Raw genomic sequence first — 20,769 nt, 5'->3', positions numbered from 1 at the left:
ATATCTTGGAAGATGCGGCAGAGCGACTTGCATCGGGTGAAGCCGAATTAAAATGGCGGCATGTGAAATCACCGGAATATCTGTTATCGGAGATAGCAGACCTTGACAGGGAGAGACTGGAATTTCCATTGCCGGATGCGGTGGAGGTAGCACAGGAAGATTTTATCACACAGGATGAAATCGACTATGCACTTGGCAGAGGAAGCGGCTATGAGCATGGAGCTTTCCGCATTTATGAGTATTTCATGGAAGGACATGACCAGAAAGAAACAGTTGCTTTTCTGAAAAATGAATATGGCATTGGTGGTGGTTCCGGCGGATTGCCGGGCAATGATGATTCCCATAATGAACATGATGGAAAAGGTATCCGGCTGGAAAAGGGAAGTTATGGCAATCCGTATGCAAAGGTGCTTTTGAACTGGAATGTTGTGGAGAAAAGGCTTCGGGAGCTGATCCATGAGGATAAATATTTATCTCCACAGGGGAAAGAGAATTATAAGGCATATAAGGAAGAACAGGCAGAGAAAGCAAGACAACGGGAGCTTTCCCGTCTGGAGCATGGACAGCGGTTAGAGTGTAAGAAAGACATTGATGCACTGATTGCTGAGAAATTCAATGGTTTTGTTCTTCCGAGGAATACAGCAGATGAGATAATAGATAAATATGGCATTGACTGTGTGGAATTTGTTCTTGCAAATACGGTTACGCATTTTGATTATGATGGTCGTTTTTCACAGAACAATAAGGACTGGGCAAAGGGCATTGTTGCGGAAAATGAGTGGCAGAACAATGATCTGATTCTAAGCTCACATCCGGCAGTGCTGGACGGATTTACCAATCAGGCAAGAAGATATATCAATGTGCTTCGGGAAAAAGAAAAGGAAGCACAGCAAAAGATCACGATTGATGGATATGAGTGTGTTCTGGTTGATGAGTGGGGCAGTGAAAAAGAGAAATATCTGCTTGGAAATGACATTGAGGACAGCAGTTTTTATTATGCACAGGTCAATGGGAAAACCTTTGAATACGACCATAAGCCGGAGCGTAGCGAAGTAGAGGACGATTATATCAATGCCATTGCAGAGGAAGATATTGACAGGCACGAAGCAGAAGTGTTTTCACGCTTTGAGGGGACGGATGGTATCGCAGCGCTGGATGAAGTGCAGGAATTAGCGTGGCATGTGGTACATGATGCAGATGATGAATATGGCAATCCGACACAATGGAGTGCCACATTATCAGAAGGAGTATTCCTTTGGATTGATAAGGAAGCGGACAGATATGCTATTTATGATATGGCAGACACTACCCGTCCAGCATTGGAGACATTTTCGACTTTGCAGGAAGCAATGGACTGGGGGAATGAGCTTGCAGAAAGTGGCAGGGAAGCAGAGACGGAGTTCTCTGATGAAAGGGAACAGACCGAAGATGAATTGGACAACATAGACACGCAGGCTGCCCGTGAGCGTCTGGAGAATGGAGAAGCAGAGCAAGAGACTGAAGATATGCTGTCGCAGGTGCTTACCGGAGATTGGGAGCCGCTTACACCTTCGGCAGAGGAGAATAAGACTGTACAGGAAAGATCTGTGGCTGCACCGGATAAAAGCAACGCTGTCAATTTCCATATCAGCGATGACCGCTTGGGTGAAGGCTCTCCAAAAGAAAAATTCCAGAGAAATGTTGCGGCAATTAAGTTGTTGGAGCAGATCGAAGGTGAAAACAGATATGCTACACCGGAAGAACAGCAGATTTTATCCCAGTATGTCGGCTGGGGTGGTCTTGCCGATGCGTTTGACGAGAGCAAATCAAACTGGTCAGCAGAATATCACCAGTTAAAGGAACTGTTATCGCCGGAGGAGTACCGCATGGCAAGGGAGAGTACCTTGAATGCCCATTACACAAGTCCGGTCATTATCCGCCAGATGTACGAAACATTGGAGAAAATGGGATTTTCCAAAGGAAATGTACTGGAGCCTTCCATGGGCATCGGCAACTTTTTTGGTATGATGCCGGATTCCATGATAGAAAGCAGGCTTTACGGAGTAGAGCTTGACAGTATCACAGGACGCATTGCAAAACAGCTTTATCCGCAGGCAGATGTGCAGATCAAAGGTTTTGAAAAGACCGATTATCCGAATGATTTCTTTGATGTGGCAATCGGAAATGTGCCTTTTGGTCAGTATAAGGTGGCAGATAAGCAGTATGATAAAAATAATTTCCTGATCCATGATTATTTCTTTGCAAAGACGTTGGATAAAGTGCGTCCCGGTGGGGTGGTTGCTTTTATCACAAGCAAGGGAACCATGGACAAGGCAAGTCCGGAAGTCAGAAGATACCTTGCACAAAGAGCAGACCTGCTTGGTGCAGTCAGACTTCCGAATACCGCATTTAAGGCAAATGCAGGAACCGAGGTCACTTCGGATATTTTATTTTTCCAGAAGCGTGACCGCATGGTGGAGCGTGAGCCGGACTGGGTACATCTGGGAGAGGATGCAGATGGCATTGCAATGAACGCTTACTTTGCAGAGCACCCGGAGCAGATCGTAGGAAAGATGGAAATGGTATCCGGTCCTTATGGCATGGAAAGCACCTGCAGGGCAGATGACAGCAGACCATTTGAGGAGCAGTTAGCGAAAGCACTTCAAAACATTACAGGACAGATTGATACGATTGATCTGGATGAGGAGCTTGCGGATGACATGAGCAGGCAGAGTATTCCTGCTGATCCGTTCGTCAAGAATTTCAGCTATACCGTAGTCGATAACGAGGTATATTACCGTGAAAACTCTGTGATGAAGCCTGTGGAAGTATCGGACACCGCAAAAGAGCGTATCAAGGGCATGGTGGCAATCCGTAACTGTACGCAGGAACTGATTGATATGCAGCTTGAGGAATACTCCGATGTAACAATCAAGGAAAAGCAGGCAGAACTTAATAGCCTGTATGATAATTTCTCTAAGAAATATGGTCTGATCAATTCACAGACGAATAAGAGAGCCTTTAATCAGGACAGCAGTTATTGCCTGTTGTGTTCTTTGGAAAAACTTGATGATGAGGGCAATTTCAAAGGCAAGGCGGATATGTTCACGAAGCGTACCATTAAAAGGGCAGAGGTTGTCACAAGCGTGGATACTGCAAGTGAAGCGCTGGCAGTATCTTTAGCAGAGAAAGCTAAAATCGACCTTGATTTTATGGGAGAGCTTACCGGAAAAGATAAGGATACACTTACTGAGGAGCTTCGTGGTGTCATTTTTCAGAACCCGCTTACCGATGTCTGGGAGACAGCAGACCAGTATCTAAGTGGTAATGTGCGAGAGAAACTTGCCATAGCAGCAACTTATGCGGAAAATCATCCGGAATATGCTCCAAATGTGCAGGCTCTTACGCAGGTACAGCCGAGGGAGCTGGACGCATCGGAGATTGAGGTACGTATCGGTGCCACATGGATTGAACCAAAGTATATCAATGATTTTATGCGTGATATTTTCCAGACACCGGAACATTTATTCCGCAGGGATACGATAGGTGTGCAGTTTTCGGGTGTAACCGGAGAGTGGAATGTAAAGGGCAAAAATGCGGACTATGGCAATACGCTTGTCAACATGACATACGGTACAAGCCGGGTAAATGCCTATAAGATACTGGAAGATTCCCTGAACCTCAAAGATACGAGAGTATATGACACCATTGAGGAGGATGGAAAGGAAAAGAGAGTCCTCAATAAAAAGGAAACCATGATTGCAAGCCAGAAGCAGGAAGCAATAAGGGAGGCATTTAAGGACTGGGTATTCCGTGATCCGGAACGCAGGCAGACACTTGTGGCAAAATATAATGAGCTTTTCAATTCCACCAGACCAAGAGAATATGACGGTTCGCATCTGAAATTTCCAGGCATGACACCGGATATTGAATTAAAGCCGCATCAGAAAAATGCGGTTGCCCATGTACTGTATGGAGATAATACCCTGCTTGCGCATTGCGTCGGTGCCGGAAAGACCTTTGAAATGACAGCAGCGGCAATGGAAAGCAAGCGTCTGGGACTATGCCAGAAGTCATTATTTGTAGTGCCGAACCACCTGACTGAACAATGGGCAAGTGATTTCCTTCGGTTATATCCCGGAGCAAATATCCTTGCAGCAACGAAAAAAGATTTTGAACCTGCCAACCGAAAAAAGTTCTGTTCCCGTATTGCGACAGGTGATTATGATGCTGTAATCATCGGGCATAGTCAGTTTGAAAAAATCCCGTTATCACAGGAAAGACAGGCGGCTACAATCGAAAGACAGATTGATGAGATTGAGCTTGCCATTGAACAGGCAAAAAAAGATAACGGGGAGCGTTATACTATTAAGCAGATGGAAAAATCAAGGAAAGCATTGCAGGTGCGTCTTGATAAGTTAAACGACCAGAGCCGTAAGGATAATGTCGTGACCTTTGAGCAGTTGGGGGTAGACAGGCTGTTTGTGGATGAATCGCACAATTATAAAAATTTGTTCCTCTACACAAAAATGAGGAATGTGGCAGGTATCGCACAGACGGAAGCACAGAAGTCCTCGGATATGTTTGCCAAGTGTCAGTATCTTGATGAGATCACAGGCGGCAAGGGTGTGACCTTTGCGACTGGAACACCGATTTCCAACAGCATGACGGAGCTTTATACGAATATGCGTTATCTTCAGTATGGAACGCTCCAAAAGCTGGGACTGGGACATTTTGACGCATGGGCGGCTTCTTTTGGAGAAACACAGACAGCCATAGAGCTTGCACCGGAAGGAACCGGATACCGGGCAAAGACAAGATTTGCGAAGTTTTTCAATCTGCCGGAGCTGATTGCACTTTTCAAGGAGAGTGCGGACATTCAGACACCGGATATGTTAAAACTTCCTGTGCCGGAAGCAGAATATGAAAATGTGGTTCTAAAGCCGAGTGAGTTCCAGAAAGACATGGTAGCGTCACTTGCGGAACGTGCCGAAGCAGTCCGGGACAGGCAGGTACAGCCTTACGAGGACAACATGTTAAAGATTACCAATGACGGAAGAAAGCTGGCACTTGATCAGAGATTACTCAACGATATGCTTCCGGATGAGGAAAATTCTAAAGCGGCAACCTGTGTGGAGAAAGCCTATGAGATATGGGAGAACACCAAAGAGCAGAAGTCGGCACAGTTGATTTTCTGTGATTTATCGACACCGAAGGGTGATGGCACTTTCAATGTGTATGAGGATATAAAAAACAAGCTCATGGAAAAGGGAGTGCCGGAGCAGGAGATCGCATTTATCCATGATGCCAATACAGAACTTAGAAAAGCGGAGCTGTTTGCAAAAGTAAGAAGCGGACAGGTTCGTTTTTTATTAGGTTCCACAGCAAAAATGGGAGCCGGTACGAATGTGCAGGACAGATTGATTGCACTGCATCATCTGGATGTGCCTTGGCGTCCTTCTGATATTGAACAGCAGGAAGGTCGTATTTTACGACAGGGCAACCAGAATGATAAGGTCAAGATATTTCGTTATGTTACGGAAGGTACGTTTGACAGTTATTCGTGGCAGCTCATCGAGAATAAACAGAAATTCATCGGACAGATCATGACCAGCAAATCCCCGGTGCGAAGCTGTGAGGATGTGGACGAAGCGGCACTTTCCTATGCAGAAGTCAAGGCACTTGCCACAGGTAATCCCTACATAAAAGAAAAAATGGATCTCGATATTCAGGTATCGAAGCTGAAACTGATGAAGGCAAACCATACCAGTCAGAAGTACAGGCTGGAGGATAACATCACACAACATTATCCGCATCAGATCGCCATTTTCAAGGAGCGTATCGAAGGCTTTACTGCTGATATGGAAAAATATGCGAAAAATAAGCCGGAGGATAAGGAGCAGTTCTTTATGCAGGTGGGCGGAAAGCCATACACCGATAAGAAGGAAGCTGGAACTGCGATCATAGCCATGTGTAAGGAAATCAAAGGCATCAATGCTAGTGCGGATGTAGGGGAATATCTTGGATTTAAGCTGAATGTAACTTTTGATTCTTTTAACAATAAGTTTGTGATGAATGTCAAAGGAGCCATGAGCCATCCGATGGAAGTCGGCACTGATCCGCTCGGCAATATCACCCGTATCAACAATGCACTGGAAGCCATGCCAATACAGCTTGAGGAAGCACAGACGAAACTTTCCAATGTGGAACATCAGCTTGAAACAGCAAAAGCAGAAGTAGACAAGCCGTTTCCGCAGGAAGCGGAGCTTTCCGAGAAACTGGAACGTCTTGCAGAACTTAATGCCTTGCTTAACATGGATGAAAAGGGCGATGATGCGATTGGCATGGATGACGAAGCCACGGAACCAGAAAAACCACATGAAGATGTGAAAAAAGTGGATAACCGGGAGGAAGTGGTTGCGGATATGCCAATCAAGCAGAGCAATTTGGAAAAAGCAGCACCAGAAGGAGAACGCAGACTTGCAGACCGACCTGCAGAACGGACTTCATTGCAAGAAAAACTCGCAGCAATGAAGGCAAGGGTGTCCGGGACACCTGCAGGAAGGGATGCAGTGGATAAGGCAAAGGGGAAAGATCAGATTTTATAAAAAAGTTTTATTCCCAACTTTATTCCCAACCTGTCAGCACTATTCGGGTTGGGAATATTGAAAAGTGTTATAGCAGTTTATGTAAGGGCAGTCCGTAGTGGCTGCCCTTTATCGTGCAAAGATGGAGATCATTTATGGCAGACAATTGTTATTGGTAGGAGCATGTGGCAATGAGGATTGGCAGATGTTACCGTTTTGCTTGGATGCGCAATCAGGAATTGTATCAGATTGTGAAAATGCAAAGGAGTATCGAAAACTTATAGGGTTACAGATATAGTAAGAGGCACGCCCAAATTTCAGGTTTCGTTCCATTCTGTAAAGAAAAATGAATAAATGTCGATAAATATTATGAGCTAAGGATGGCGTCTGTTTCAAGGGATTGAATGTGAAAATAGACGCTGTTTCTGTTTGGATTGGAGGTTATATTATGAGAATACAAGCGGCAAATACATTTTATACAGGTACTTACTCTGTTTTGAATACGAAGTCATCATTTCCATATGCTGTGAAAGTTGAAGGTTACGGAAATACAAGAAACCAAAGGAGTTTATTTCAGTTTGCACATGTGACAATAACAGAACATATGGTAAATGCAAAATATGGTACAAAGATTACAAATGGTTCGAGAGTGCAGATGCAGACCGCAGGTAGTAAGAAAAAAGAAGATTGGACTGAGGTTTCCAAAGAACAGTTGGCAGAAGTAAAACTACCGGCATCATTTGATAAATTGAAAGAACAAAATTCTTATTTTTATCATGGAGAAAACATATCGGATTATGAACTAGTGCAAACTGCAGTAGCATTGGGGAAAATGGAATTACCAACAGATGAGAAAAAGTGTATCCCAGACAGAGTTGCAATGGATGCATTTGAAGTGCTTGTCAGAGACCAGGCGGCTCCAAAAAACTCATGGTCAAATACATTGTATTCGGAAGATGGAAAATATACCTTTACAAAGACTGAAAGCGGAAGATGGCAGATGCATTTGATTGATGATGCTGCCATAGGTGCATCTTTGGAAGATATAGCAAATTGGATGATGAGTGGCACGCCCAATAGAAATATTGAGACACGCTACCTAAATTATCTTCATACTGTTGATCCAGATTTATATAATGTGGCGATGCGAATAGGTTCCGAGGTTCGTTCTTATGGTTTTATGGAGGATTTACATCAGCAGGGAGTATTAAGTGATAGTCAAAATCAGTATGATATGAGTCTGTTGGGTATGTTATTCGGTAAAGATGCGGATAGTATGCGTATGATATTGAATGGGTGTAAGGAGTCTGGTAATTTTTTGGAATTATTGGATTTGTATAGCCCGGATGGAGCAAAATCGTTGGATAAGCTTCGGGAACAGCAATATAAGCACGGTGGAATTGTTTAATATAGCGAGTTTTATGACAGGATATGAAAAAGCAATTAATTCTCGAAGTAGAAGAGTGTGAAACACTAATGTAGCAACGGAGGTAAAGACAAACAGCAAGGACAAAGTGCAGGAATATTATGAGAAACTGTGTAAAAAGTTCCCGGAGATTACTTTTAATACGGGTAGCAGTCTTATGAGTGGAAATGAAAATAAAGTGGTAATAAATCTTTCTAGCGAATGTCTAAAGAAAATGGCAAATGATCCGGAATTTGCCAAGAAAGTAGAGTTTAATTTAACTGGTGCAGTACCGGGACAGAATAGAATGTTTGCACAAGCCAAAGCTGATAATGCAGTGATACATGGTGTTACAACTGTAATAGATGCCGATGGGAATGCTTCTGTTACTTGCGGAGGTATGACAAGAACCAGTGGTTCAAAACAAAATTCAACTACATTGAATGCGGAAAAGAAACAAAAAGAAAGATTATAGAAAAAGCGTGAGGAAAGAAAAATCTCAGAAGAAAAGGCAGCTAAGAGACGGGCAGAGAAAAAGGCGCAGTTGGAGAAGCTGACAGAAGATGAAACGTTTACAATATCAGCTACTGGCACTGATGTAAAAAGTGTTAAGCAGAACCTCTTAGCTGCGGTTTCTGGTACATCTGCGCCGACAGGGGCAAGTTTTGATATAAAGGCATAAGGAGAAATTGTTCATATTCCGCAAGGCGCATAAACCTTTGCTTTTGCGGACTGCCCGGACTTATTGCAAGGGGGCAGGGGCGGCAATATAAAAAATTGATGACAATGGAGAATTAGGAAATGGCTATTAATGGAGTCGGACATAATTATGATTATTTGGGAACGACTACAAATTATATACGGGGAGAAGCAACTGTTAGGGAAGCAATCTCAAAGATGGTGAAGCAGTCGGCAAATCTTTCTATTTCTGATGCAGGAAGAAATATGCTGCGGGAAATGGCAAGCAAATTTGAACCTGATTCGGATTATACCAATGTCAGGGAACTGACAATACAAAATACAAATGAGGTTGCTTGGGAACACTATACCGCAATGCGGGATATTAGCAGCCTAACATTAAAAGACAGGAATTATAATGTTGAAGATGTGATGAAATCTATAATGGATACATATGAAACCCGTTATAATGAAATCGTAAAAGAACATGAAAATGGAGATCGTGAAGTTTCCTACGAACTTACGGGGAAAAAGTCATTGACACTTGACGAAGATTTAGCCGGATTGGACGAAGCCTTTAAAATGCGTCTGGCAAATTTAGAAGGATATATTACCTGTCAACAAACCAATAAAGCATTTGAAAACGCAGACAGTTCATGGTATTTCCGTAGAAATAGCCCTCAAAATGAAGTAAAAACACAAGATAAGGCTCAAATGTTTGATACAAAATATCAGAAAACCGCAGTATCAATAATGGAGCAGGCTAAAGAGAAGTTTTTGGTAGCCTTTAAAAGTATAAATTACAAACAAGGAACAGCAACAAGCATACTATCGGATATTATGAAAAAGTGCTGATAAAGGAGGATTAAAAATGGCTATTAGTGGAGTAGGACAGAGTTATTATCAGAACAATGTTGCAACAACGAAAAGTACAAAGAGCGTAAACAGCACGGGAGAAACGGGCAATACAAAGGAATTATCAGAAGCGGAAGAAATGGCGATTTTCAAAAAGGAATTTTATGCTGAAATTGATAAGATACCCAGAAATAGAACTATAACCAATGTGGCTATCAACATATCAGAGGAAGCATTTAAGAATATGAAAGATGATCCGGAGTACAGGGAAAAGATATTATCAGCACTTAAACGTGACTTAACTTCGTCCTTTGCACCGTTGGAAGCTTCTATGGTGCTCACTGTAGGAGCTACTGCTAAAGATTATAGGGGCGATTCATGGTCTGGTGTTAATAATCAATCGGAATTTTATGCTCGTTCACAAAACAGTTTTTATAAAAAGACAAGCAACAAGAAAGATAGACAAAAAGAGCTTTTGGAAGAATATCTGGAAAAACGGGCGCAGGTTAAAAAACAGCAGCAGGAAATGTTGAATGAAAAGATTGCAAAGCAGGAACAGGAAAGAAGCCGATTATTACGGTCGTGGAACAATGAAAGGCTGTTGTCAAAAGCGTCTAATGCTTATGAAGCAAATGCTATGACGGAAGCGGTTACGGATAGTGCTTTTAAGTAAGGAGAAAGAGATATGTCAATTACATTTTTAAGTCATCCTATTCATCTGCCGGATTTTTTCAAGTTTGATAGGGAATATTTGGGAAAACAGGAAAGCCAAAATGAAGACCAGAAAGTGTTTCATAAGGATATTTTAGAGGTTTCTCAATTATCGAAAAACAGGGAAAATTTAATGGATAAAATTAAGCATACAGTTGTGCATTCGGTTACATCGTTCAGCGATATGAGAGCCGGAATATTAAAAGAAATTAGGGAAGAAAAAGGGCAGTATGACTATACTGATGTTGTAAATGCCTGCGGATTGAGTTATGCAAGGCTGTATTCTGAAATTGAACAGCGCTATGAAAATGAACAGTATTATAAGGTAGATGGGACGCCGCTGACAAAAGAAGATGAGATAGAGTGGCTGGATATACAATTTGAGCAGGAAGCGGCATGGCAGAAATCCTGTGCAAGAATAGCAGCCCAGGGGCAGGTCATTCAGGGGAAAATTTTTGAAATGCCAACAAAAGAGATGGAAGAATTGGAAGACAGCTTTTATCAAGCGAAGGATGCTTATATGAAGCTGTACCGGGAAAGCAGGCAGGTGGGGAAGCCGCTTGTTTTGCAAAATTATATATTTGGCAATGGCCGGATGTATGAAGTGCTGAACAGATTAGGTAATTTACAGGAGAGGGTGGAATAATGCGGGTTAATTTATCCAACAGTTCATTGCAGAACAGATATTTTTCAGGAACAGGAAGAAGTCATTCAGATGTCAGGTATGAACGAGCATCTGTTGAATTTCAAAGGTCTTATGATAGATGAGGTTCAACGGGTAATCATTCGGGAAAATCAGGAGATAGAGCTTACATATACCGAGTTTGAAATCTTGAAGCTTTTTGCAAAGCATCCGGGAATAGTGTTCAGTAAGGAACAGATTTATGACATTGTGTGGAAAGAATCCTATTCCGGCGATTACAACATCGTCATGAGCCATATCCGGAATATTCGGGAGAAGATAGAGGATAATCCTAGCAAGCCAAGCTATATACAGACTGTTTGGGGAGTTGGTTATCGGTTCAATAAAAATTTAATAGCATAGAAACAGGCAATTAAGAAACAAAATCTTGGTTGTCTTTTTTATTTGTAAAAACATTTACAGTGACAGGTGCAGAAAGGAGACAGGAGTACATTGCAGAAATCAAAACGAATACGGGCAGTAATGATAAAGGTTTATAAGTGAATATCGTAGTTATGCAAAGGCAGTCAATAATGGCTGCCTTTTGTCATGCAAAAAATAAGCAGATGGAGGAAATACTATGGCAGAATCTAAAACAGAAAAACAGAAAGTACAGGAAATAACGGAGAAGCTAGAGCAGGGTATCAAGGAGCTTTTTGAAAGCGAGAAGTACAAGACTTATCTGAATACCATGTCAAAATTCCATAATTACAGCTTTAACAATATTATGTTAATTGCGATGCAAAAGCCAGACGCTACGTTAGTGGCCGGATTCAAGGCTTGGCAGAAGAATTTTGACAGGCACGTTAAGAAGGGGGAAAAGGGTATTCGTATCCTTGCCCCGGCACCCTATAAAATCAAAGAGGAGAGGGACAAGATTGATCCGGTCACACAAGAACTTTTACTTGATAAGGACGGAAATCCGCAGAAAGAAGAAGTCGAGATAACAATTCCGGCATTCCGGGCAGTATCCGTTTTTGATGTGGCGCAGACAGACGGAAAGCCGATACCGGAACTTGCGGCAAAGGAGCTTCTTTCAGATGTGGAAGGGTATCAGGATATGATTCGTGCAGTAGAAGCCATTTCACCAGTACCGATTGAACTGGAGGAGATAGCCGGAGATTCCAAAGGCTACTATGACAGGGAAGCAAAGCGGATTGCGGTGCAGGAAAACATGAGCGAGGGCCAGACCTTAAAGACCATGATCCATGAGGTGGCTCACTCCAAGCTGCATAGCAAGGAAGTGGAGCAGGATGAGCAGATGAAAAAAGACCGCAATACCAAAGAAGTGGAAGCTGAGAGCATAGCTTATACAGTATGTCAGCATTTTGGAGTGGACACTTCCGATTATTCCTTTGGATATATTGCCGGATGGAGCAGTGGCAGAGATACCAAGGAACTGAGAGCTTCCATGGATACGATACGGAGGACAGCTTCGGAGTTGATTACCGGGATAGAGGAACAATTACAGGAATTACAAAGGAACAGGGAAGTATCACAGGAACAGACAAAGGAAAGTATTCTCCTCATACAGAATACTGACCTTTCAGAGTTCAGTCTGCTTGATGTATATGGCATGGACAGACCGGAACTGATGCAGGCATTGTCAGAAATGACAGACGATGACAAGTTGAGCATACAGGCATATTTGGAAAGCAGGGGTGCATGGACAACGGAAATCGGCAATCAGGATTCCAGAGAGTACGGAGAGTATCATCTGGATGTGCGTTATAACACAGATACAGATGAGCTGATTGATATGAAGGAGAGAAAGGCGGTCTATGATAAGGCAATGGAGCCGATCAATGCCGATGATGTGGTTGTTAAGTTCGCTTCCATTTTTGAAAGCGAATGGGAGGTTTTGAAAATCACAAATATGTTGAGGGATGATGTCAGAAAAATGCTCAAAGATATGGCTTCTCTTGATGAAAAAGAATGGGATGGCAATTACCTTTCATATATGGAAAAACAGGGAGCGGAAATCACGTTACTTGCGTCCAGTAGTAAGGAATTAAACGGAAATATGCCGGACTTTTGGGATTATGAATACGATTTTGATGCAGGTCTGACGGATGCGGAGAAATTGTCTGTCATTCAACAGGCAGAGCATATCATTAACCGGTTGGAGCATGGACAGCCTGCCTTTTCCGATGATGAAAGAAATCTGATTGTAAATTATGCTTATAAGCTGAGTAATGTGGAGAAAACAAGGGAGCTTGCAGAACATATCTACGCACAGGAAGTGGATGGAAATCAGGATGTTGCATTAGCAATGTTTGATGCACAGGCAGAAATCGACGCACTGCCGGATAGCATGGTCGGAATATCTGAAATGCAGGAGTATGGCTATACATGGATTGAAATGCTTCCACTAACACAGGAAAGGGCATTGGAACTATTTGACCATGACTTGCCTGTGTATCTTTTGCATACGGATGGTTCCGAGAGTACTGTAGCTGATAGAAAACAGATTTTAGAGCATGATGGAATGTGCGGAATAGAAAAAGGGGACTGGCAGAATGAACGGAAACTTCTCATGATGCAGGAAGAACTTACAGAGAGTAATTCCAACAGGGAAGCACTACTTTTATATGGAAATACCGATAAATACGGTATTTACCAGTTAAAGGATAATCCCGAACTGGACAAGTTACGTTTTGAGGGAACGGAAAGCCTGAAGCGTATGGGAATAACCAAAGACAATTTTGATGCGGTATTGCCGGAAAATTATAAACTGGTGTATTTGGGCGAATTGTCAGAATTGCAGGGACAGACGCAATCGGAAACACTGGAAGCAATCTATACAAAGTTCAATATCGACCATCCGGCAGATTACAAGGCACATTCCCTGTCGGTCAGCGATATTGTGGTATTGCACGAGAACGGGGAAAACAGCGCACACTTTGTAGATTCTTTTGGATTTACGGAACTGCCGAAATTTATGCTGACATTGGAAGGCAAGGAGAACGAAATACAGACAGAGCTTGCGGTACATATCGCAGACCGTTATATCCTTATGCATGAATGTGATGAAGGATACGATTACTCCATTCTGAATGAACAGTATCACTTGCTAGATGGCGGTGTTTATGACAATCCGGATATTACGATTCAAAGAGCAATGGATATGGTAATTGCAGATCTGAAAGAACCACGCTTTTCATCAGTCACAGAGCAGTATTATCGTGACGAATATTTGCAGGGTGAAGTGTATGCAGGTTCCGAAGCAGAGATTGTTGATTTTGTGGAACTTTCGGAGAAAGCCGAGGAAGTGGAACAGGCAGATTTAGAAGCAAAGCAGGCAGAATTTAGAGAGAACAATCCGGATGTGGTTGCAGATTTCCGGGCAAAGACGGAAGAACTGTTTCATAGTCTGGACGGACAGAGTGCGGTCGATATAGAAAAAACGGTATATGCCTATGTACAGTCGCAGATAGACGAGTATGGACTGGATGCACAGATTGTTGATGTGGTGGTATCCGGAAGCCGATGCAGAGGTATTGAGCAGGAAAATTCGGATTTGGATGTAGTTGTGGAATACACAGGCTCAACCAGAGAAGATGACCTTTTCAATATGCTACATGAGGACAGCATTTATATCGCTGGTATTCAGGTGGATATTAACCCGATTACAGAGAGCAGAACCGGAACATTGGAGACTTATCTTCCGGAGGTGGAAACTTACCTGCAGGAGAAGGCACAGCAGGAGCAGATCAACAATCAGCTTGTCACGCAGGGGAGAGAATTGGTGCAGGAACAAAACGCACTTGTATCAGAAGAAAAAGTGCTTTCTGAACTGGAAAAAGAGCCTGTAATTGAACCAGAGACAGTCCATATCACATTTACCGTTGCGGAGTGTGGGGAATTTCATAATATGGGTGAATACCATGAGGGCATTGAAACGATAGAGGAAGCTATGAAACTTTACAATGCCATTGATCCTTCCCGTATGCATGGGATTCCTTCTATTGGTGTAAATATGCACATCGAGGGGACTGAAGAATGGGAAGATGAGCAGGCAGACATTGTAAGCGGCAAGAGAATTGATGTGGATTTCCTGAATTATATACCGGAGCTTCGTGATACACCAAAGGTGCAGGACGCAATTAAAAAGCTGATTGCGGCATATCCGGAGAAAGATGTGATTGATATGGAGACAAAAGAGCAGAAGATACAGACACTTGCGGCAGAACTTGACCAGTTATCTTATGAGATTGATACATATGGATATAGAGATTCGGTATCAGACAGAGAATCACAGATACAAATGATTGCTGATGATATAAGAACTGGAAATGTGAAACCTCTAAGTATTTTCTTACAGGCATCTATTGACGAGGGGATAGACGAGGACAGTGAGAGACAGGCAAAGGAACTGCTTGTGAAATTGGCAGAATACAAGCCGCTTGCTAAGATCGAGGAACTGGAGGAACAGAATTATAACATGATTGATGAGAGACTCAACAATGGCGTGGAAAAATTCAATCGTGAGGAAGAAAAGAAAGAACAGCAGGAAAAGCCACAGGCACGTTCTTCCTTAAAGGAGCGACTGGCAGCCAAGCAGAAGGAAGCAACACAGGGAAACAATAAGGATACGAAGGAACAGGAAAAATCAAAAAATTCGCATAGGGAGATGTAGGTTGATGAATAAATTCACAGTAGAAGAAATCAATTTCATGTGTGTTTTTGAGACACAGAACAGAATGAAGATGATGGAAGAAATCAGACGGATAATGCCGTACATAAAGGACAGCGATATGGAAGATCTTTCTAGGCAGGTGTTGAGAAAGTTGGATGGCATGACAGATAAGGAATTTGCGGAAAATTCATTAGAAGCGGTAGAAGAATAGCGGTATCGAGTGGGTAGTCAGTTGCAATGGCTGGCCACCTGCTTTTTTAATTTGGCAAATTTTTGACATATAAAATTGATTGAGAAAAATCATGGGGTAAGGTATAATTTCGGTATGAGTCATGATATCAGATGAAAAATGAATGTTTCTATTTTAGAAAATACCTGACAGTTATAGACAGTTTGGAGGTTCTAGTGTGAAAAATGAAAAATTAGAAATAATAGAAAGTAACGAATTTCAAAATTTATTTGATAAATCAAAAAAGCTGATTGACAGTGCCAGAAGTAATATGGGACAAATGGCAAATGCAATTACAGTTCTTACCAGTTTTCTGCTTGGAAGATATATTATCGAGCAGGAACAGCAGGGTTCAGAAAGAGCAAAATATGGAGCAAAAGTCTTGGATTCTTTGTCATCATATTTGACAGAAGAATATGGCAGAGGTTTTTCAAGAAGCAATGTTGCAGGAATGCGGCAATTTTACATGGCTTACAAAGATAGAGAAGATGAAATTATCCAATCGGGAATTGGACAATTTGAACAGGCTTTTGGAATTGTCCAATCAGGAATTGGACAATTAGAAACGGCATACAAAAAAATACCATTTAAGCTGAGCTGGACACATTATCAGATACTTATGCGTATAGAAGATAAGGATGAAAGAGATTTCTATGAGAAGGAAGCAATACGGTCTAACTGGAATGTAAGTACCCTGAAAAGACAATTCCATTCCAGTTTATATGAAAGACTTGCATTGAGCAGGGATAAAAATGATGTGATGCGTTTGGCAAATGAAGGAGCTATTCCGCAGAAACCGGAAGATATTTTACATACGCCATATGTATTGGAATTTGCAGGACTGGAGGATAAAGCATCATACCATGAAAGTGATTTGGAATCAGCCGTAATAGGAAAAATGCAGAAATTCCTTCTTGAATTAGGAAAGGGCTTTCTCTTTGAACAGCGGCAAAAGAGATTTACATTTAATGACAAAAATTTTTATGTTGATCTGGTTCTGTATAACAGGCTTTTAAGGTGTTATGTTTTGATTGATTTTACTCTAAGACGGATTCTTCTTTGACATCGAGCAAGATAGATAAAGAAGTATAGAAAGTGTGGACTAACTTAGGGAGGTTGCTATGAAAGTTCAAGGAAATAGGTATATTAATAATCCAGAGATGATAAAAAATAAGGTTGAGAAGAAAACAACTGTTCCTCAGAATATTATTTCGGAGGATGATGTGAAAATCAGTGATTCAGCAAGAAAGTTAGTTGAGACTGCTCGTAATAAGGTATCGGATTTTCATACAATGCATTTTTCATCTATTAATGGAGCAATAAGAGAGATACCAGCAGAATATAAATGTGAAAATTTATTCAAATTAGATTTGAAAGCAACTTCCATTTCTGGAGAACAAAGTGCGTTTGAAGGCTGTTCGGAAAATCAGTCAGAGGTTTTTGAAAAATGGCTGGACGAAAATGCTTCTGAATATTTGACAGAAGATGAAATGAAAGATTTAAAAGAGAAGATTAATGCAATGACAGCAGATGTAGATTTTTTGAATGCTCAGGAGGGATATAGAGGAACTTCCTATGAATCTGTATTTTTGTTAAGTGCAAGTGAAGCGGGGCTAAGAAAAGTAAATGAAATGTATGTTCCAGAGCAATTACAAGCAGGTTTTTCAGACATGATTGACGAATATGTTCATTTTAATGATTCGGCACGTAATTCTATCATGGAGAAAATGACACCAGATTACATGGTTGTTGGAATTGGAAGCAAAACAGAATCTTATAAGTACAAGTCAGAAATAATCTCAGATGAGACAGCTTTTTATACAAATGAGAAGAAAGAGATAAGTGGTATCTGCAATCAGTTTTTAAATGGTAAAACAGATCAAAAATTATTTTGTAATGAGATGAAAGACCGTTTAAATGATTACTATGGAAGCAGGTATGAATTAAGGAATCAGCCAGAAGCTGTTGAAGGCAGAGTAAATAATATGCTGGACAAATTGCAGCATATGTTTGGCGTTTAATGTTGAAAAAGGGTTTGGAGACTAGTGTACTGTATCACTGACATTTCGCCAAATAACTTGTATAAGTTTTCATCTGCTGCGTTGTCGTCAATCGACGTAGCCACCGCTACGCCTCATTCCTCCGCCTTGCAGACTGAAAATTTATCCTGCGTTATTTAGCTGAAAGTCAATGATACAGTACACTAGCTATGAAGACAGTAACAGATGTAAACACAGTAAACCAGCAAATCAAAATGCCAATCCAAAATGTAAAGGGATCGGAGAATTAACCTTACTGGATTTTTTGGAACAGGCAGAGGGAAAAAATCAGAATCTTGCAGACAAGCAGATTGCACTGGCAGGAGGCGGAACATTAAAATTCACTATTTTAACATCAGGTGGTTATGGTGTTCAAATTCAGAGTCAGGGCGTGAATGTATTGTTAAATACCGGTGCCGGCTGGGGATACGAAATGACTCCGGTAGAACTTACAAAAAAAGATGAATTCTATTCCATTTACTGGAAGGAATATAATGCCGTAAAGAATGGTATGAATTCTGAATTAAAAGAACTACCGGATTATCTGGAGAAAAGACCAGTTTTTGAAGCGAAAGCCTAATGATAATAATGCAATTCAAATAAAAAGGAAAGGTGAAGTTAATTTATGAAGAAAAAAATTTTATCAGGAATTTTAGCATTGGCAGTAATGATTTCATGTTCAAATGGAATAAGTGTCAGTGCGGAAACATTGCAGTCAACACCAGAAAATATTATATCTGAAAATGATGGACAGATGGAATTTCTGCAAATATCCGATGAAGAGGTTCCTGCAACTGAAATTCCCGAAACAGAGCTGAATGTTGAGGAAAGAAACTATACGGGAACGGACTTATCATTATCTAGCATTATGCCTTATAGTGAAAATGATGATGTATCTAATGCAGATCCTAATTATGCATATCTTGTTGAGAATAATAATGCATATCAGGGAAGTATAGAAAATGAAAAAGAATTTCGGTGGTATAGATTTGAAATTACAGAAAAAAGCAAGGTGACGGTCTTTTTACAGATGGCTGAAACACTGGACGCTGATTTATATATGTTTTCCCTAGATACAGAAACATATTCTTTGAATTTAGTTGGAGGAAGTTCTACTGAAGGCTTAGGAGTATCTGAACACTATGCAGATGTCTTGGAACCGGGCATATATTATTTTGCAGCAGGCGGATATGAGGGTACAGGAAATTTTACGTTTGCATTTTTTGATAGTGCAAAGGATGCTAGTTATGAAGTGAATGATACATTATCAACCGCAACAAATATCTCAATAGGTTCAAGTGCTGTGGGTGTATTAGATAGTCCACTTGATATAGACTATTATAAAGTATCTGTTACAAAGGGATATATTATGAAATACTCTATATCAACAACTGCTGATTATTCGCTTGTATATAAAGGAAAGTCAGGAAGTAATGCAGCAATATATAAGGTTGGAAATGAAGATGATAAAGTATTAATTATGCCGGGGGTATATTATTTTGCTGTATTAAGCAAAAATAACACATATTCTGCGACATCTGAATATACGGTTAATTTCACAAAAGTACATGAACTATCGTCCGATACTTCAGCAAAAGTGATTGGGATATGTCAAGAAGCAGGAATTGTATTCCAAACTAATAGTACTGGTTCTGTATATTATGTAAATGGAAACCCGATTGATATAAGCTATTCATATTCAAATAGTAGTTCTAATTCCGCTGGTTCACAGTCATATAACATCTCTATAAAGGACAGGGATGATGTTTATGCGTATTTGGGTGATGATGCACTTGCACCAGCAGCAATATATTATATGAAGTCGACAAGACCAGCTATGAATGTGGGCAGTAGAGCAGCGTTAGAATTGACTTTTTACTCTAACAGTAACTTCTACAGTGTTCATTGCAGATGCACTGGGGCATATAAAGAGAATAATTTGTGGCAGGACTTTAAAGCCGTGACAGTTATTATTGATCCGTCAACAGGTAAGTTAATAGATATAGAAAATTTTAATTATTATTATGATTATGCAGTAGGATCAAATTCTTTGACATTCACCAGACGTTATCCGTCAATGACATTGTATAAATATGGAAATTGAGGTGACAATATGAAAATATCTAATTACATGAATAATACGAATTCAATAATGGAAAAAAATACTGATAAAGTACAGAAAGGAAATAGTCAGACAAACGAAAAACATACAGTGGGGCAATCAGTGAAGCTTTCGATTTCTAATGAGGGATTGGAGTATTATCGTAATCGTATACAGCAGAGTGGACAGGAAAAATATGATGATGTGGTTCAAAGAAAGGAACTGTTAGCGAGTAAAAAAATCAGTGATATTGATTATAGTTATGAAATTCAAAAGAAGGCAGCACAGCAGAATCAAAATGTTGATACAGGAAAAAGTGCCTTAAATATTACTGACAAGGCAAATAATTATGTTAAAGCATACGCAGAATTATATGATGAAATTGTGAAGGGCTATGAAAATGGAACCAGAGAAATATATGTAGCTGATGAAAATGGACCTCGTAAGCTTACAAAGGATGAAGAGTTAAGCAATTTAGATGCTGCATATAAAAAAACAGTGGATGACTTTGTGACAATGGAGACAACCAATCAGCATGCCCGTGGAATTATTGGTGAAGAAATGAATAAAATTTCAAAAATTACCACAAGGTCAACTTTGGCATCGGCTTACATTGAGGAGCAAAAAACCAGGGGAAAGGACGAAATCCCAGAAAATTTAACTGAGAAAATGTATGGTGCAATTACCTCATTTAAGGAGAAATATACAATGATTCAGCCTAATAGAGAGCAGTTATTGATGAGCATTAAGATTTGATGATGTTAGTACTATGATTTACAAATAAAAATAGTAATTACATATCATATTGAGGCTGAGAGAAATTAAATATCCAAGTCGTTCAATATAATAGAAATTATTTTAAGT

The 20,769-nt window shown here is 40.7% G+C and carries 15 protein-coding genes; all 15 read left to right on the top strand.

Translation table 11 applies throughout. The features are described from left to right. Positions 1 to 245 precede the first annotated feature (245 nt). The 15 genes from NQ488_11370 to NQ488_11300 all read left to right on the top strand — a co-directional run bounded on the left by NQ488_11370 (position 246) and on the right by NQ488_11300 (position 20,661). Entirely contained in the window at positions 246 to 6,587 is a 6,342-nt protein-coding gene (locus NQ488_11370; GenBank protein UWN97153.1) for a DUF3849 domain-containing protein, read from the top strand. A gap of 427 nt (positions 6,588 to 7,014) precedes the next feature. Continuing rightward, on the top strand, positions 7,015 to 7,974 hold the full coding sequence (locus NQ488_11365; protein ID UWN95167.1) for a hypothetical protein: 960 nt from the start codon (positions 7,015 to 7,017) through the stop codon (positions 7,972 to 7,974). 106 nt (positions 7,975 to 8,080) lie between these two features. Further along, the gene (locus NQ488_11360; protein ID UWN95166.1) at positions 8,081 to 8,446 is read left to right on the top strand and encodes a DUF6033 family protein; all 366 of its coding nucleotides are present in this window, start codon (positions 8,081 to 8,083) and stop codon (positions 8,444 to 8,446) included. A 69-nt stretch (positions 8,447 to 8,515) separates the two neighbouring features. Beyond that, positions 8,516 to 8,653: a hypothetical protein gene (locus NQ488_11355; protein ID UWN95165.1), complete on the top strand. Its 138-nt coding sequence runs from the start codon at positions 8,516 to 8,518 to the stop codon at positions 8,651 to 8,653. A gap of 119 nt (positions 8,654 to 8,772) precedes the next feature. After that, a complete protein-coding gene (locus NQ488_11350) occupies positions 8,773 to 9,504 on the top strand; it encodes a hypothetical protein (protein UWN95164.1) in 732 nt (243 codons plus the stop codon). 16 nt (positions 9,505 to 9,520) lie between these two features. Then, positions 9,521 to 10,177, top strand: a complete 657-nt coding sequence (locus NQ488_11345) for a hypothetical protein (GenBank protein ID UWN95163.1) — start codon at positions 9,521 to 9,523, stop codon at positions 10,175 to 10,177. Between the two features lie 12 nt (positions 10,178 to 10,189). After that, entirely contained in the window at positions 10,190 to 10,861 is a 672-nt protein-coding gene (locus NQ488_11340; protein ID UWN95162.1) for a hypothetical protein, read from the top strand. Between the two features lie 69 nt (positions 10,862 to 10,930). After that, complete coding sequence (locus NQ488_11335) at positions 10,931 to 11,260, top strand: winged helix-turn-helix domain-containing protein (protein UWN95161.1); 330 nt, start codon at positions 10,931 to 10,933, stop codon at positions 11,258 to 11,260. A gap of 217 nt (positions 11,261 to 11,477) precedes the next feature. Beyond that, positions 11,478 to 15,536 (top strand): YodL domain-containing protein, encoded by a 4,059-nt coding sequence (locus tag NQ488_11330; GenBank protein ID UWN95160.1) that lies wholly within the window; start codon positions 11,478 to 11,480, stop codon positions 15,534 to 15,536. A 4-nt stretch (positions 15,537 to 15,540) separates the two neighbouring features. After that, on the top strand, positions 15,541 to 15,747 hold the full coding sequence (locus NQ488_11325; protein ID UWN95159.1) for a transposon-transfer assisting family protein: 207 nt from the start codon (positions 15,541 to 15,543) through the stop codon (positions 15,745 to 15,747). A 196-nt stretch (positions 15,748 to 15,943) separates the two neighbouring features. Beyond that, on the top strand, positions 15,944 to 16,828 hold the full coding sequence (locus NQ488_11320; protein UWN95158.1) for a PDDEXK nuclease domain-containing protein: 885 nt from the start codon (positions 15,944 to 15,946) through the stop codon (positions 16,826 to 16,828). Between the two features lie 58 nt (positions 16,829 to 16,886). Then, on the top strand, positions 16,887 to 17,786 hold the full coding sequence (locus tag NQ488_11315; GenBank protein UWN95157.1) for a hypothetical protein: 900 nt from the start codon (positions 16,887 to 16,889) through the stop codon (positions 17,784 to 17,786). Between the two features lie 169 nt (positions 17,787 to 17,955). Beyond that, positions 17,956 to 18,384, top strand: coding sequence for a hypothetical protein (locus tag NQ488_11310; GenBank protein ID UWN95156.1), 429 nt, complete (start codon positions 17,956 to 17,958; stop codon positions 18,382 to 18,384). Positions 18,385 to 18,429: 45 nt separating this feature from the next. Continuing rightward, positions 18,430 to 19,908, top strand: a complete 1,479-nt coding sequence (locus tag NQ488_11305) for a hypothetical protein (GenBank protein UWN95155.1) — start codon at positions 18,430 to 18,432, stop codon at positions 19,906 to 19,908. 9 nt (positions 19,909 to 19,917) lie between these two features. Continuing rightward, the gene (locus NQ488_11300; GenBank protein ID UWN95154.1) at positions 19,918 to 20,661 is read left to right on the top strand and encodes a hypothetical protein; all 744 of its coding nucleotides are present in this window, start codon (positions 19,918 to 19,920) and stop codon (positions 20,659 to 20,661) included. Positions 20,662 to 20,769: the final 108 nt, after the last annotated feature.

Source organism: [Bacteroides] pectinophilus (genome assembly GCA_025146925.1).
GTDB lineage: Bacteria > Bacillota > Clostridia > Lachnospirales > Lachnospiraceae > Bacteroides_F > Bacteroides_F pectinophilus.
The sequence above is the reverse complement of the archived record's forward strand: the minus strand, read 5'-3'. Positions and strand labels throughout refer to the sequence as shown.